We start from the raw sequence: 15,180 nt of genomic DNA, 5'->3' as shown, positions 1-15,180 counted from the left end.
ACGGGCCACATCCCTCCCCTCGGGAACCCCGTAAACTCCCCCAAAACCACAACGACAGGGAGGAGCGACATGCGCATTCTGCTGGTCGAGGACAATCTCGACCTCGGCGATGCCGTGGAAAGCAAGCTGCGCTCGGCCGGCCACAGCGTGCAATGGGTGCGCGACGGACTGGCGGCGATGCGATGGGGCCTGGATGAAACCTGGGACGCCCTCGTCCTGGACATCAACCTGCCGGGCAAGGATGGCTTCACGGTCATCCGCGAGCTGCGCGCCGCCGGGCTGGAGGCCCCTGTCCTGGTCATGACCGCGCGCTCCGAAATCGAAGACAAGATCGACATGCTGGACCTGGGCGCGGACGACTATCTCGTCAAGCCCTTCGACCTGCGCGAACTCGAGGCCCGGCTGCGCGCGCTGATGCGCCGTCCGGCCGGCCAGACCAGCAGCGTCACCGTCTACGGCAATCTCAGCCTGGACCTGGCCAACCGCCACGTCAGCCTGGCGGGCGCGCCGCTGGAGCTCGGGCGGCGCGAGTTCCGCCTGCTGGAAATCCTGGTGGGCAAGCTGGGCCAGACCGTCGCCAAGGAACGCCTGATGAACCAGCTTTTCGACCTGGACGACGGATCCCTCAATGCGCTGGAGCTGCTGATATCGCGGCTGCGCAAGAAACTGGCGGGCGCCTCGGTCGATATCGTCACGGTGCGCGGCGTCGGCTACCAGGCCCGCAACCATGAGCATCCCTGAAAGTTTCTCCATCCGCCGCCGCGTCTTCACGCTGGGCGTGCTGCTGCTGGCCTGCGCGCTGATCGGGCTGGTGTTCTTCCTGCGCGGCTACGCCCAGCGCGCGGCGGAGCAGGCGTTCGACCGGCTGCTGGCCGCCTCGGCGCTCACCATCGCCGGTTCGGTGCAGATCGAAGACAACAACGTGACCGTGGAGCCGCCCGTGTCCTCGCTGGCCATGCTGTCGGGCGGCGAGCGCGTATTCTACGAAGCCCGCGCCTCCAACGGCCGGCTCATCACCGGCTACGACGACCTGGCTCCCGGCCTGCCGCTGGCGCAATCCGCCACGCCCGTATTCGCCTACCTGAGCTATCACGACGAGCCCGTGCGCGTGGCGACCGTCGGGCGACTGGTGTCCGCCAGCCAGCATGCGGGATGGGTCACCGTGAGGGTGGCCGAGACGTTGGGTTCGCGCGCGGCCCTGGCCGACGAGATCCTCGGGCGCAGCGTGCTGCCGCTGGTGGTCGTGTCGCTGGTCGCGCTGGGCCTGCTGTGGTTCGGCGTGCAGCGCGCCTTCGCGCCGCTGGGCGTGGTGGAGCGGGAATTGCGCAGCCGCGCGCCCGACGACCTGGCGCCCCTGGCGACGCCGGTGCCTCGCGAGGTAAAGCGCCTGGTCGAAGCGCTGAACGCCTTCATGCAGCGCCTGTCGGGCATCATGGACACGCTCAATACCCTGGTGGCGGACGCGGCGCACCAGGTGCGCACCCCGCTGGCGTCGCTGCGCGCCCAGGCCGAAGTGGCCCTGGACGAAACCGATCCGCAGCGCCTGCATGCGCGGCTGGAGCGCATCCACCAGAACGCCACGCACGCCAGCCAGCTGATCAACCAGCTGCTGATGGACGCCACCATCACCCACCGCCTCGGCAAGGGCGCCCGCACGCTGGTGGGCGTGGCGGAAACCATCAACGAAACGCGGCGCCGCATCGGCCCGCTGGAAGCGCGGCGGCTGCGCATCGAGATCGCGCCCGGCGTCCGCCGGGCCCGCATCGCCGGCGACCGCGTCGCCTTGCGCGAAATGCTGCGCAACCTGGTGGACAATGCCTTGCGCTACGCGCCGGACGGCCCGGTGGACATTCAGGCGACGCCGGTGGCGGGCTTCCGTGTGGCGCTTACCGTGTCGGACCGCGGGCCCGGCGTCGCGGACGACGAAAAGGATGCGGTGCAGCAGCGCTTCGTGCGCGGCCGGGCCGGCGACGCGCAACCCGGCTCCGGCCTGGGGCTGGCCATCGTGCGCTCGGTGGCTTCCGCCCACGGCGGCTCGCTCTGGCTGCAGGACCGCCCCGGCGGCGGCCTCACCGCGCGCATCATCCTGCCCCTGGCGCGCTCGGCGCCCTGGCGCGCGGCCGCCGCCGGCCTGGGCGCACTGTGCGTCGCCGGCCTGCTGCTGGCGGCGGCGCCGGCCGGCGTGCTAGCGGCCGACACCGCCGAGATCGTCACGCGCTATCCGGCCCCGCAGCCTTCGTCCCGGGTCCTGACCATCGCCGGCCCCACGGATACGCCGGTGGTTTCGCCCCTGATCCAGGGCTTCCAGGCGCAGCGGCCGGACGTGACGGTGGTGTACCGCGAGATGGGCAGCCGCGAACTCTACGAGGCCGCCGTAGAAGGCCGGCTGAACGACGTGGACGTGCTGATGAGTTCGGCCTCGGACCTGCAGATCCGTCTGGCCAACGACGGCTACGCGCTCAGCTACGCCTCGCCCTATGCCGCCAAGCTGCCCTCCTGGGCGATCTGGCGCCATGAGGTCTACGGTTTCACCTTCGAGCCCGCGGTCATCGTCTACAACCCCAAGCGCTTTACCGAGGCTACGGTGCCGCGTTCGCGCCAGGACCTGCTGCGCCTGCTGGAACGGGACCCGGCCAGGCTGCACGGCCGCGTCGGCACCTACGACATCGCCGCCAGCAGCGTGGGCTATCTGCTGGCCGAGCAGGACGAACTGGTTTCGTCGAACTTCTGGGGGCTGGCCAACGCGATGGGGCAGGTCGGCGTGCGCCTGTCCGCCACCAGCGCCGAGATCCTGGACGCGATCGAAAACGACGACATCGACATCGGCTACAACATCCTCGGTTCCTACGCGCTGTCGCGCCAGGCGGCGGGCAGCCCCATCGGCGTGGTATTCCCGCAAGACTACGTGCTGGTGCTGGCGCGTTCGGTGCTGATCGCCCGCGCCGCGCCCAACCCGGACCTGGGACGCGCGCTGGTGGACTGGCTGCTGTCGCCCGCCGGCCAGCAGGTGGCGTCGAGCCACGCCGCGCTGGGCTCCATCATGGAGGACACGCCCGGCCGCTGGACCTCCGAGGCCGTCCTGGCGCGATCCCAGGGCATTGTGCAGCCGGTCGTGCTGAGTCCCGCCCTGCTGGTCGGCCTGGATCAGCGCCGCCATTCGCGCTTCGTGCAGAACTGGATCCGGCTGGTGACGGACACGCCGGCAAGGGATTTCCCCTAGAGCGGTCCTGTCGCCATGACAGGACGACGACAGACGCCGGCTCCTAAGATGGCCGCAGGCTGGACCCAGATCCGGCTTCCGACCATTCCAACGGAGACAACATCCATGCTTGCCAAGTCCCAACTGGCGGCCGCCTGCGCCGCTGCATTCGCCATTGCCACCGGCAGCGCCTTCGCGCAGCAAGTGCCGGCGGGTTACCCGGCCGACTACCAGAAGATCCTGGACGGCGCCAAGAAGGAAGGCAAGGTCGTCATCTATTCGACCACCGACACCAAGGCCGCCGGCCCCATCATCAAGGGCTTCGAAGCGCTGTATCCGGGCGTCAAGGTCGAATACAACGACATGAACAGCACCGAGCTCTACAACCGCTACATCAGCGAACAGGCGGCGGGCGGCGGCAGCGGCGACATCGTCTGGAGCTCGTCGATGGACTCGGCGCTCAAGCTGGCCACGGACTACGCCCTGAAGTACAAGTCGCCCGAATCCGGCAAGCTGCCGGCCTGGGCCGTCTGGAAGGACTCGGCCTACGGCACCACGTACGAGCCGGCCGTGTTCATCTACAACAAGCGCCTGATCCCCGCCAACGAAGTGCCCACCACGCACGCCGCGCTGGCCAAGCTGGTTTCCAGCCAGCCGGACAAGTTCAAGAACAAGGTCACCACCTACGACATCGAGAAATCCGCGGTGGGCTTCATGCTGGCCGTGCAGGACAAGGCCAACGATCCCAAGTACTTCGAAACCCTCAAGGGCATCGGCTCGGGCGGCCTGATCGTGCAATCGTCCACGGGCACCATGATGGAGCGCGTGTCCTCCGGCGAGAACCTGATCGGCTACAACATCCTGGGCTCCTACGCGGAAACGCGCGCCAAGACCGATCCGTCGCTGGGCGTGGCCTACCCCACGGACTATGCGCTGGTGCTGTCGCGCGTGGCGTTCATCAGCAAGAAGGCCAAGAACAAGAACGCGGCAAAGCTGTGGATGGACTACCTGCTATCCCAGAAGGGCCAGGAGATCATGGCCAACCAGGCCGACCTGGCCTCCGTGCGCGACGACATCGACGGCGACAACGACGTGGACGGCATGACCAAGAAGCTGGGCGCCTCGCTCAAGCCCATTCCCGTCGACGAAACGCTGCTGGACTACCTGGAGCAGAACAAACGCCTGCAGTTCATCAAGGACTGGCGCGCCGCGACGGGCAAGTAACGCCCACCGGGCCCCGGGACCGCGCTGCGCGTCCCGGCTAGGCGCGCGCCGCCCGTCCGGCCCCTGCCGGCGCGGGCGCCTGCGGCCCCGCGCCGTTCGAGACAACAGGATTTCCCCATGCAGTCATTGCGCAGAAAATGGCAGTCCCTGCCGCGCGGCGTGGTGGTGCTGATCACGGCCCTGGCCATCTACGTGCCGCTGTCGTTCATCATCGTCCAGAGCTTTCTCTCCGCGCCATTCTTCTCGCCGTCCAAGGTCTTCAGCCTGGACGCGTTCCGCTTCATCTTCGCGGACCCCGATTTCTACAAGGCCCTGAAAAGCGGCTTCATCCTGGCCTTCGGCCTGGCCATCATCGCCATCCCGCTGGGCGGCATGCTGGCCTTCCTGATGATCCGCACCGATCTGCCCGGCCGCCGCTGGATCGAACCGCTGATCCTGGTGCCCGTGTTCGTGTCGCCCATGGTGCTGGGCTTCGGCTACGTGGTGGCCGCCGGGCCCGTGGGCTTTTTCTCGACCTGGGCGCAGAACCTGCTGGGCTTCGTGCCCTGGAACGTCTATTCGCTGACCAGCATCGTCATCATCGCCGGCCTGACGCACGTGCCGCACGCCTATCTGTACATCTCGTCGGCGCTGCGCAGCATGGGCTCGGACGTGGAGGAGGCGGCCCGCGTGGCCGGCGCCACGCCGCTGCGCGTGATGGTGTCGGTCAGCCTGCCGATGGTGCGTCCGGCCATGCTGTACGCCACCGTGCTGCTGTTCTTCCTGGGCCTGGAAGTGTTCGGCCTGGTGCTGGTGCTGGGCGACCCTGAAGGCAACCTGGTGCTGGCCACCTACCTTTACAAGCTCACGAACAAGCTGGGCATTCCTTCCTACCACCTGATGGCCGCCGTGGCCGTGGTGCTGATCTGCATGACGATCCCGCTGGTGATGCTGCAGCGCCGCCTGATGCGCAGCGCCAACCGTTTCGTCACGGTGAAGGGCAAGGCCTCGCGCGCCCGGCCCCTGCCCCTGGGCAAATGGCGCTGGGTGGCCGGGGCCGTGGTGGCCCTGTGGCTGCTCGTGACCATCGTGGTGCCGCTGATGGGCGTGCTGCTGCGCGCATTCGTGTCCAACTGGGGCATGGGCGTGTCGCTGTTCGACGTCCTGTCGCTGGATGCCTTCCATACCGTGTTCGCCCAGCCCAACCTGCTGCGCGCCATCGTCAACTCGGTGGCCATCGGCGTGATCGGCGGCGCGCTGGCGGTGATGTGCTACATGTTCGTGGGCCTGGCCATGCACCGCAAGCCCGACAACGTGACGCGCTTCATGGACTACAGCGTGCTGGTGCCGCGCGCGGTGCCGGGCCTGCTGGCCGGCCTGGCGTTCCTGTGGGTGTTCCTGTTCGTGCCGATGTGGCTGGACAACGCGCTGGACGTGGACGAAGGCGGATGGTTATCGGCCCTGCCCTTCGCGCAATGGCTGCGCGAGAACGTCATCGAATGGCTGCGCGCCCTGCGCAGCACCATCTTCAGCGTGTGGCTGGCCTATACGGTGGTCTGGATGGCCTACGGCCTGCGGCTGATTTCCTCGACCCTGCTGCAGGTCGGCCCCGAGCTGGAAGAAGCCGCCCGCAGCGCGGGCGCGCGCCGCGGCCAGATCACCCGCCACGTCACCGTCCCGCTGGCCAAGTACGGCCTGATCGGCTCCTGGCTGCTGATGTTCCTGATCTTCGAGCGCGAATACTCCACCGGCGTGTACCTGCTGTCGCCGGGCACCGAGACCATCGGGTCCATGCTCGTGTCGCTGTGGGCGTCCGGCGCCATCGATATCGTGGCCGCGCTTTCCTTCATCAATATCGTTCTGGTCGTGATCGGCCTGGGCATCGCCCTGCGATTCGGAGTCAAACTTCATGATTGAGCTTTCTGTAGAAGACCTGCACCTGGACTACGGCGACAACCCGGTGCTCAAGGGCGTGTCGATGCAGCTGCGCCAAGGCGAGGTGGTCTCCCTGCTGGGGCCCTCCGGCAGCGGCAAGACCACGCTGCTGCGCGCCGTGGCCGGCCTGGAAGGCCCCAAGCGCGGCCGCATCACCATCGGCGACCGCGTGGTCTACGACGGCGCGGCCCGGCAGGAAATCCCCGCCGAGGAGCGCAACCTGGGGCTGGTGTTCCAGTCCTACGCCCTGTGGCCTCACAAGACCGTATTCGAAAACGTGGCCTATCCGCTCAAGCTGCGCAAGACGCCGGGCGCCGAAGTGCGCGAGCGCGTGCAGGCCGTGCTGGACCAGCTGGGCCTGGGCAAGCTGGGCCAGCGCCATCCGCACGCGCTGTCCGGCGGCCAGCAGCAGCGCGTGGCCATCGGCCGGGCCCTGGTGTACAGCCCGCCCGTCATCCTCCTGGACGAGCCGCTGTCCAACCTGGACGCCAAGCTGCGGGAAGAAGCCCGCGCCTTCCTGCGCGAACTGATCATCCGCCTGGGCCTGTCGGCCCTGATGGTGACGCACGACCAGAGCGAGGCCATGGCCATCTCGGACCGCATCCTGCTGCTGAACAACGGCAAGATCGAGCAGCAGGGCACGCCGCAGGAAATGTACGGCTCGCCCTCCACCCTGTTCACCGCGGAATTCATGGGCAGCAACAACCGGCTGGACGGCAAGGTGACCGAGGTGCGCGACGGCCGCGCCCGCATCGAGGGCCGCGGCTGGTCCCTGTGGGGCCGGGCCAGCGCGGGCGTGGCCCAGGGCCAGGACGCCACCGCGGTCATCCGCGTGGAGCAGGTGCGCCTGGCGGACGACCCCGACGGCAACCACCTGGACATGCCGCTCCTGACCAGCATGTACCTGGGCGATCGCTGGGAATACCTGTTCCGCACGCCGGATGCCGACCCCGCCCATACGCTGGCCCTGAGGGCCTATGGGCCGGAAGGCCGCGAACCGGGCCCCTGCCGCCTGGCGCTGCCGGCGGGCAAGGTATGGGTCTTCCCCCGCACGGCGGCCTGATCCGGCCCCCATGCGCCGGTCCGGCCTGTTACAGGCCGTGCCGGCGCGCCCGGCGGACGTGTACTCGCTCTACAATGCGTTCGTGCAACGCTACGCCGACTCCCCTTCTCCGCTGAGCCGTTACCTGCTGTGGCTGGGCGCGCCTGCCCAGCACTACCTGCGCATCGGCATCGCAATATCGCTGTTGGTGCACGCCGGCGCCCTGGCGTGGCGCTTCGGCGTGCCCGCCCCGGCGCGCGCGCCCGCCACCAGCCTGGAGATCGTGCTGCTCAACGCGCGCAGCGAAACGCCCCCGGACGCCCCGCGCGCCCAGGCGCAGAACCAGATGGCCGGCGGCGGCAACGCCGAACGCGGCATGTCCACCACCCCGCTGCCCCGCACGGGCGAATCGGCCGAGACCATCGTGCTGGAAGCCATGCGCCGCCGCCAGGTGCAGCTCGAGGCCGAGCAGACCCGCCTGATGACCCAGTTGCGCTCGACGGACAAGGCCGGCGCGGAACGCCAGGCCGTCAATCCCTGGCCGGACGGCGCCGACCTCGGCCGCGACGCCGAGGACCAGGCCAGCGTCATCCAGAGCGCCCAGGTGGCCGCCCTGGCGGCCCGGGTGCAGCAGTACAGCGCCGAGCCCCGCAAGCAGTTCGTGGCCCCGTCCGCAGAGGCCTCGCGCTATGCCGCCTACCTGGACGCCTGGCGCACCCGGATCGAAACGGTGGGCACCCAGCATTACCCGGACGAGGCGCGGGGCCGCATCTATGGCTCGCTGCGCATCACGGTGTCGGTGCGCGCCGACGGCAGCATCGCCAACGTTGAGATCGACCAGCCCTCGCCGCATGCCGTGCTGAACCAGGCCGCCCGCCGCATCGTGCAGCTGGCGGCGCCATTCCCCCCCTTCCCGCCCGACATCGCGCGCGACACCGACGTGCTGGTCATCACCCGCACGTGGCATTTCGTCAACGACACCCTGGAAACCCAAGCCCCATGACCGAGGCGCCCCCACTTGCCCGATATGCCGTCATCGGCAACCCCATTGCGCATAGCCGCTCGCCTCAGATCCACGCCATGTTCTCCGAACAGACCGGCAAGCCGCTGCGCTACGACCGGCTGCTGGCGCCGGTGGACGGTTTCGCCGGGGCGGTCGCCGCATTCGTGGCCGAGGGCGGGGTCGGGCTGAACGTCACGGTGCCGTTCAAGCTGGACGCCTACGCCCTGGCCGCCGGCCGCCTGTCCTCCCGCGCCCGGCTGGCCGGCGCGGTCAATACCCTGTCCTGGCGCGACGGCGCCTGGCACGGCTGCAATACCGATGGAGTCGGCCTGGTGTCCGACCTGCTGCGCCTGGGCGTGCGCCTGCACGGCGCGTCCGTGCTGCTCGTGGGCGCCGGCGGCGCGGCGCGCGGCGTGCTGCAGCCGCTGGCCGAGGCGGGTTGCGCCCGGATCCACATCGTCAACCGCACCGCGGCCCGCGCGCAGGCGCTGGCCGACGCCTGGCGCGACAGCGGCGTATCGCCCCAGACCCGTGTCACGGCGGGAGGGCTGGCGGAGGCGGGCACGCCCGGCGGCTGGAACCTGGTCGTCAACGCCACGGCGAGCGGACTGCGGGACGCCGCCCCCGACCTGCCCCCGGGCCTGTACGCCCCCGGCGCGGCCGGCTACGACATGATGTACGGCGCCCGGCCCACCGCCTTCATGAAACAGGCCGAGGCCGACGGCGCCGCGCTCACCGCCGACGGCCTGGGCATGCTGGTCGGCCAGGCGGCCGAGAGCTTCTTCATCTGGCACGGCTTGCGGCCCGATCCCGCGCCCGTCCTCGCCGCCCTGCGCGAGGATCTCGCGGCGGGTCGCTGAGCGGCATGGCGACGCGCAAGGGCCGTTCCTGGTTCCGGATCATCACCGGCGCGCTGATGGCGCTGGTATGCCTGGTCCTGCTCTATCAATTCTGGCTGTTCGCCCAGGTTGTCTGGTACAACTACCGGGATCCGGGCAGCAGCGCGATCATGCGCGAGGAGCTCTCCCGCCTGCGCGAGGGCAACCCCGCCCTGGAGCTGAAGTACGAGTGGATGCCCTACGACAAGATCAACCGCACGCTCAAGCGCGCGGTGGTGGCGTCCGAGGACTCCAACTTCACTGAGCACGACGGCGTCGAATGGGACGCCATCCGCAAGGCCTGGGAATACAACCAGAAACAGCAGGAGGCGGGCCGCAGCAAGATGCGCGGCGGCTCCACCATCACCCAGCAACTGGCCAAGAACCTGTTCCTGTCCAGCTCCCGCAGCTACATCCGCAAGGGGCAGGAACTCGTCCTGACCTACATGATCGAACACGTCATGAGCAAGGAGCGGATCCTGGAACTGTATCTGAACGTGGCGGAATGGGGCGTGGGCGTATTCGGCGCCGAGGCCGCCGCCCGGCACTACTTCAATACCTCCGCGGCCAGCCTGGGCGCCAGCCAATCCGCGAGGCTGGCGGCCATGCTGCCCAATCCGCGCTTCTATGACAGCCACCGCAATTCCCGCTACCTGAACTCCCGGGTCGGTGTCCTGACGCGGCGGATGCAGATGGTCGACATTCCCTGATACCGGGGGCCGGACCCGAACGGCAGGATTTGTTAAGCTTTCAGGTTTACGCGCACCCTCTTTCCTACATGCGTACCGCACGTCGCTACCTGGCCCGCGAGATCTATCGCTCTTGCGCAGTGGTCCTCCTGGCCCTGCTGGGCCTTTTCACGTTCTTCGCGCTGGTGGACGACCTGGACAACGTGGGTGACAAGTTCTCCATGATGGCCCTGCTCTACATGCAGGCGCTGGCGATCCCCACCCGTCTGTACGACCTCCTGCCCATCGGCCTGCTGATCGGCGCCATCCTGGCGCTGGCCGGGCTCGCCCAGCGCAACGAGCTGGTCATCCTGCGGGTTTCCGGGGTCAGCGGCATGAAGCTTCTGCGCATGCTCTGGATCGTGACGATCCCGCTGATGATCGGCGCGGGGCTGCTGTCCGAGTACGTCACCCCCTGGGCCGAGATGAAGTCCGGCGAAGCCAACCTGATGTTCCGCGGCAAGGCCGGCGGCGACCGCCTCAAGAGCGGATACTGGTTCAAGGAACCCACCGCCAACGGCGGCACCCGCATCATCAATATCGGCGAACTCAAGGGAGACGGCCAGGTCAACTCCGTGACCCTCTACGAATTCAAGAAAGACCTGACGCTGTCGGTCCTGTCGACCGCCCCCACCGGTCTGTTCACGCACGGGGACCTGGTGCTGAAGGACGTTTCCGAAACGCGGCTGGACGACAACGCGGCCGAGGCCCTGGCCGACGCCCGCCCCCCCAAGAATCCTCCCGCCACGGTCGTCAAGGTGCCGGAGCGCACGGTGGACACCACCCTCAGCGCCGAACGCCTGCTGGCCCGCGTGCTGACCCCGGAGCGGATGTCCATCGTCACGCTGCTGGATTACGTGGATTATTTGCGCAACAACCAGCTGCAATATGGTCGACAGGTCGTCGCCTTGTGGCGCAAACTGGCATATCCGTTCACCCTGCTGGTCATGATCACCATCGCCGCCCCGATCGGCCTGATGCAGACCCGCCGCGGCGGCGTGGGAGCCAAGGTCTTCCTGGGCATCCTGCTCGGCGTGGCTTTCTTCATGCTCAACCAGCTGGCCCTGAACGTAGGCATGCTGGGCAAGTGGCCGCCCTGGCTGACGGCGCTGGGCCCGAACCTCGGCGCCGTGATCCTGGCGCTGGGCGCCATGAGCTACATGGAGTACCGCCACACCATCACCCGGATCGTCCAACAACGTTGGCCTTGGAGCAAAAGTCCCGCATGAACGGCAGTATCTGGATGATCGGCGACGTGCAGGGTTGCTGCTCGCCGCTGGATCGTTTGCTGTCCCACCCCGACCTGGTCGGCGACCCCCAATCGCGTCTCTGGTTCGCCGGCGACCTGGTCAACCGCGGCCCCCAGTCGCTGGAAACCCTGCGCCGCATCATCGACCTGGGCGACCGCGCCACCTCGGTGCTGGGCAACCACGACCTGCACCTGCTGGCCACGGCCGCGGGCGTGCGCAAGCCGTCCAAGTCGGACACGCTCGAAGAGATCCTGCGGGCGCCGGACGCCGCGGACCTGATCAACTGGCTGCGGTTCCGGCCCCTGGCGCACTTCGAGCAGAACCACCTGCTGGTCCACGCCGGCACGCTGGCCAAATGGGACGTCGCCAAGACGCTGGCCCTGGCCGGCGAGGTCCAGGACGCGCTGCGCGGGCCGAACTGGCAGAAGGCGCTGCAAAAGATGTACGGCAACGAACCGGCCACCTGGAAGGAAGACCACAAGGGCGGCAAGCGGATGCGGGTCATCATCAATGCGCTGACGCGCATCCGCCTGTGCACGCCGAACGGGCACATGGAGTTCGCCACCAAGGTAACGCCGGGCGCGTGGCCTCCGGGGCTGGTGCCCTGGTTCGACGTGCCGAACCGCGCAACGCGGAACGTCACCACGGTGTTCGGCCACTGGTCGACGCTGGGGCTGCTGCAACGGCCGGACGTGATCTGCCTGGATACCGGATGCGTATGGGGGGGGTCGTTGACGGCGTTGCGGTTGCAGGATCGGAAGCTGGTGCAGGTTAAGTGTTCGCAGTTTCAGGATCCGTTGTCGGAATAGTTTTTTGGGGCAGGTGGCGGACGGGTGCCGTCGCTGCTTTTCGTAGGTCGCCCGTCGGCGCGGGCGTCTCAAGAACTCAAACCCACCGACCGCCCCGGGACCGAGCCCCGCACAAGCCCTTCAATGCCGGATCTCCGCCAAAAACTTCTGCGCCCGCGCCGTCCCCGGCCGGGTGAAGAATTCCTCCGGCGTACCGGTCTCGACAATCCGCCCGGCATCCATGAACCACACCCGATCCGCGACCTCGCGCGCGAAGCCCATTTCGTGGGTCACGCAGACCATGGTCATGCCGTCCTTGGCCAGGCCCTTCATTACTTGCAGCACCTCGCCCACCATTTCCGGGTCCAGCGCGCTGGTGGGCTCGTCGAACAGCATCACCGGCGGATTCATGGCCAGCGCCCGGGCGATGGCGACGCGTTGCTGCTGGCCGCCGGACAACTGAGCGGGATAGGACTCGGCCTTGTGGGCCAGACCGACGCGGTCCAGCAGTTGCAGGGCGCGTTCGCGCGCCTCGGGCCGGCGGGCGCGCTTGAGTTGAAGCGGGGCCAGCATCAGATTCTCCAGCACCGACAGATGCGGGAACAGGTTGAACTGCTGGAACACGAAACCGATATGGCTGCGCAACGTATCCAGATGCACCTTGGGGCCGTAGATGTCCTGGCCGTCCACCTCGATCACGCCCTTCTGGATGGGTTCCAGCCGGTTGACGGTGCGGATCAGCGTCGATTTTCCCGACCCCGATGGCCCGCATACCACCACCACCTCGCCCTGCTTCACCTGCGCCGTCACGTCGGCCAACGCCTGGTATTGCCCGTACCACTTCTGCACTTCGGAAAATCGGATCATGTCGCCACCGCGCGAGGAGCAGGCATGAGCCCGGCGCGGCGCCTGCCGATACGGCGTTCGGTCAGGTGCACCAATGAGCTCAGCCCGAAATTCAGGATGAAATAGGTCAGCGCCAGCAGCCCGAAGACCTCGAACGGCTTGGTCAGCAGCACGCTGTTGATCTGGTTTGCCGCGTAGGTGAGTTCCTGGACGCTGATGACGTAGGCCAGCGACGTCTCCTTCACGGTGGAGACGAACTGGCTCAGCATGCTGGGCAGCATGTTGTAGAGCGCCTGGGGCAGGATCACGCGGCGCATGGTCTGCATGTACGACAGGCCCAGCGCGCGGCTGGCTTCCTGCTGGCCCGGCGGCAGCGCCTGGATGCCGGCGCGGATGATCTCGGCCAGGTAGGCGCTTTCGTAGCAGACCAGCGCCACCACCATTGTCGTGGTCCCGGCGACCGGCCGGCCGATGATGAGCGGCACGAAGAAGTAGGCCCAGAAGATGAACATCAGCAGCGGCAGCCCGCGCACCAGATACACCACGGCCGACGCCGGCCAGTAGAAGATCCGGTAGGGGCTGATCCGGCCCAGCGCCAGCAGCACGCCGCAGGGCAGCGCCAGGGCCAGGCTGACCGCGGCCAGCCCCAGGGTGGCCGCGAGGCCGCCGATCGGGCCTTGGGGATATTGCCCGATCAGCAGCAACAGCCAGTTGTCCTTGAGTATGTCCCACATGTCAGCGCGCTCCCAGCGGACGGTAGCGCCGTTGCAGGAGGGCGCCGCCCCCCATGATCAGGAACGACAGCGCCAGGTAGATGACGGTCACGACCGCGTAGGCCTCGAAGGTGCGGAATGTGTAGTTCTCGATTTCGCGGCCGGCGGCGGTGAGTTCGGTCACGCCGATGGCCATGGCCAGGCTGGTGTTCTTCAACAGCAGCAGGGTCTGGTTGAGCAAGGGCGGGATGGCGATGCGGAACGCCTGCGGCAGCACGACCTTGCGCATCGTGGCCAGGAAGCTCAGGCCCAGCGCGCGCGCCGCCTCGACCTGGCCGGGCGCAATGCCGCGCACGGCGCTGCGCAGGTCCTCGCAGACATAGGCGGACATCACCAGCCCGATCGCGATGCAGGACAGGATGAACTCGCTGCCGTGGCTGTTGAGCCAGTCGGTGGCGGCCTGGGGCAGCAGCGCCGGCACGCCGAAATACCAGAAAAGAATGTGCACCAGCATGGGCACGTTGCGATGGAACGCGACGTACGTCGCGATCACCCCGTTGGCCACGGGCGAGCCCGTCAGGCGGATTACCGCCAGCAGGCTGCCCACGAAGAACGCCAGGATCCAAGCGAATCCGGCCAGCGCCAGGGTGGTGACGAGCCCCCTGAGCAGCCAGGCCGGGTATTCCCCCTGGAAGATGGCGCCGAAGTCGAAAACGTAGTGCATCGAACCAGGCTCCAGCGCGCTCGGCGCGTCAACCCTTGATGGCTTCGATGCTGAAGTCGCGCTTCATGTTGAACGGGGTGCCCGCGCCGAACCACTTGTCGAAGGTCTTGGCCGCCTGGCCCGAGGCTTCCATGCCGTCGAGCACCTTGTTCACCTGTTCCAGCATCGCCGTGTCGCCCTTGCGCACGCCCATGCCCCAGGGTTCGACGAACAGTGCCGGCTCCAGGATCTTGACCGGGACGGCGCTGCCGGCGGCCTGCTGCTTGAGCTTGACCAGCATGAGTTCGGAGGCCACGAAGCCGCTGACCTTGCCCTGCTGCAGCGCCAGGAACGCGCCGCTCGGATCCTTGAAGGTCACGGGCTCGACATTCGGGATGTTCTTGCGCGCGCCCTGCTCGGACGACGAGCCCCGCACCGCGCTGACGCGCTTGCCTGCCAGGTCGGCGGGCGCCTTCAGGTCCTTGTCCGAATCGCGCGCGAGCACTTTCTGCAGGCTCACGAAATGCTGGTGCGAATAGTCGATCTGCTTCGCCCGCTCGGGGCTCCAGCCCAGGTTGGCCGCCACCACGTCCACGCGGCCGGCGATCAGTTCGGGGATGCGCGCCTCCACGGCAATGAGCTTGAGCTCCAGCGGCACGCCCAGGCTGTCGGCCACGGCCTGGCACATGTCGACCTCGTAGCCGACGATGCCGCGGGTTTTCGGATCCTGGAAGCTGAATGGCTCGGCCGTGCCCATGGTGCCGCAGATGAACTTGCCGCGCGCCTTGATGTCGGCCAGCGTGTCGGCATGGGCGGCGGGAGCGAGCGCGGCGGCCAGGCCGGCGGCGGCGATGAAGGAAGCGATCGTTGTCTTCATGGTATTTCCCCTGTG

The 15,180-nt window shown here is 68.0% G+C and carries 14 protein-coding genes; 10 read left to right on the top strand and 4 right to left on the bottom strand.

All coding sequences use genetic code 11. The annotated features are described in order from the left end of the window. Positions 1-69: 69 nt before the first annotated feature. The 10 genes from ACN6PJ_RS13980 (at position 70) to ACN6PJ_RS13935 (ending at position 12,047) form a co-directional block, all read left to right on the top strand. Entirely contained in the window at positions 70-741 is a 672-nt protein-coding gene (locus tag ACN6PJ_RS13980) for a response regulator transcription factor (protein WP_427996467.1), read from the top strand. After that, positions 728-3,220 carry a sensor histidine kinase gene (locus tag ACN6PJ_RS13975; RefSeq protein WP_427996466.1) on the top strand — a complete coding sequence of 831 codons (2,493 nt, stop codon included), beginning with the start codon at positions 728-730 and terminating at the stop codon, positions 3,218-3,220. Before ACN6PJ_RS13980 ends, ACN6PJ_RS13975 begins: the two co-directional genes overlap by 14 nt. Positions 3,221-3,325: 105 nt before the next feature. Next, on the top strand, positions 3,326-4,423 hold the full coding sequence (locus tag ACN6PJ_RS13970) for an ABC transporter substrate-binding protein (protein WP_427996465.1): 1,098 nt from the start codon (positions 3,326-3,328) through the stop codon (positions 4,421-4,423). A gap of 117 nt (positions 4,424-4,540) precedes the next feature. Beyond that, positions 4,541-6,319, top strand: a complete 1,779-nt coding sequence (locus ACN6PJ_RS13965) for an ABC transporter permease (protein WP_427996464.1) — start codon at positions 4,541-4,543, stop codon at positions 6,317-6,319. Then, on the top strand, positions 6,312-7,400 hold the full coding sequence (locus ACN6PJ_RS13960; protein ID WP_427996463.1) for an ABC transporter ATP-binding protein: 1,089 nt from the start codon (positions 6,312-6,314) through the stop codon (positions 7,398-7,400). The genes ACN6PJ_RS13965 and ACN6PJ_RS13960 overlap by 8 nt, the downstream gene beginning before the upstream one ends. 82 nt (positions 7,401-7,482) lie before the next feature. Further along, complete coding sequence (locus ACN6PJ_RS13955) at positions 7,483-8,382, top strand: TonB family protein (protein WP_427996511.1); 900 nt, start codon at positions 7,483-7,485, stop codon at positions 8,380-8,382. After that, a complete protein-coding gene (gene aroE, locus ACN6PJ_RS13950) occupies positions 8,379-9,242 on the top strand; it encodes a shikimate dehydrogenase (protein ID WP_427996462.1) in 864 nt (287 codons plus the stop codon). Before ACN6PJ_RS13955 ends, aroE begins: the two co-directional genes overlap by 4 nt. A 5-nt stretch (positions 9,243-9,247) precedes the next feature. Further along, entirely contained in the window at positions 9,248-9,970 is a 723-nt protein-coding gene (gene mtgA / locus ACN6PJ_RS13945; RefSeq protein WP_427996461.1) for a monofunctional biosynthetic peptidoglycan transglycosylase, read from the top strand. Between the two features lie 68 nt (positions 9,971-10,038). Continuing rightward, a complete protein-coding gene (gene lptG, locus ACN6PJ_RS13940) occupies positions 10,039-11,217 on the top strand; it encodes an LPS export ABC transporter permease LptG (RefSeq protein WP_427996460.1) in 1,179 nt (392 codons plus the stop codon). Beyond that, positions 11,214-12,047 carry a symmetrical bis(5'-nucleosyl)-tetraphosphatase gene (locus tag ACN6PJ_RS13935; RefSeq protein ID WP_427996459.1) on the top strand — a complete coding sequence of 278 codons (834 nt, stop codon included), beginning with the start codon at positions 11,214-11,216 and terminating at the stop codon, positions 12,045-12,047. Before lptG ends, ACN6PJ_RS13935 begins: the two co-directional genes overlap by 4 nt. 120 nt (positions 12,048-12,167) lie before the next feature. Here the strand turns inward: ACN6PJ_RS13935 and ACN6PJ_RS13930 are convergent, their stop codons facing one another. The 4 genes from ACN6PJ_RS13930 to ACN6PJ_RS13915 are packed head-to-tail and all read right to left on the bottom strand — an operon-like array spanning position 12,168 to position 15,165. Beyond that, positions 12,168-12,893: an amino acid ABC transporter ATP-binding protein gene (locus ACN6PJ_RS13930; RefSeq protein ID WP_427996458.1), complete on the bottom strand. Its 726-nt coding sequence runs from the start codon at positions 12,891-12,893 to the stop codon at positions 12,168-12,170. Then, entirely contained in the window at positions 12,890-13,606 is a 717-nt protein-coding gene (locus tag ACN6PJ_RS13925; RefSeq protein ID WP_427996457.1) for an amino acid ABC transporter permease, read from the bottom strand. Before ACN6PJ_RS13925 ends, ACN6PJ_RS13930 begins: the two co-directional genes overlap by 4 nt. A 1-nt stretch (position 13,607) precedes the next feature. After that, positions 13,608-14,309, bottom strand: coding sequence for an amino acid ABC transporter permease (locus ACN6PJ_RS13920; protein WP_427996456.1), 702 nt, complete (start codon positions 14,307-14,309; stop codon positions 13,608-13,610). A 28-nt stretch (positions 14,310-14,337) separates the two neighbouring features. Further along, positions 14,338-15,165 carry an ABC transporter substrate-binding protein gene (locus tag ACN6PJ_RS13915; protein WP_427996455.1) on the bottom strand — a complete coding sequence of 276 codons (828 nt, stop codon included), beginning with the start codon at positions 15,163-15,165 and terminating at the stop codon, positions 14,338-14,340. Between the last annotated feature and the right edge of the window lie 15 nt (positions 15,166-15,180).

The organism is Achromobacter sp. (genome assembly GCF_050285585.1).
Taxonomy (GTDB): Bacteria; Pseudomonadota; Gammaproteobacteria; order Burkholderiales; family Burkholderiaceae_B; genus Achromobacter.
This window is presented reverse-complemented; position numbering and strand designations above follow the sequence as displayed.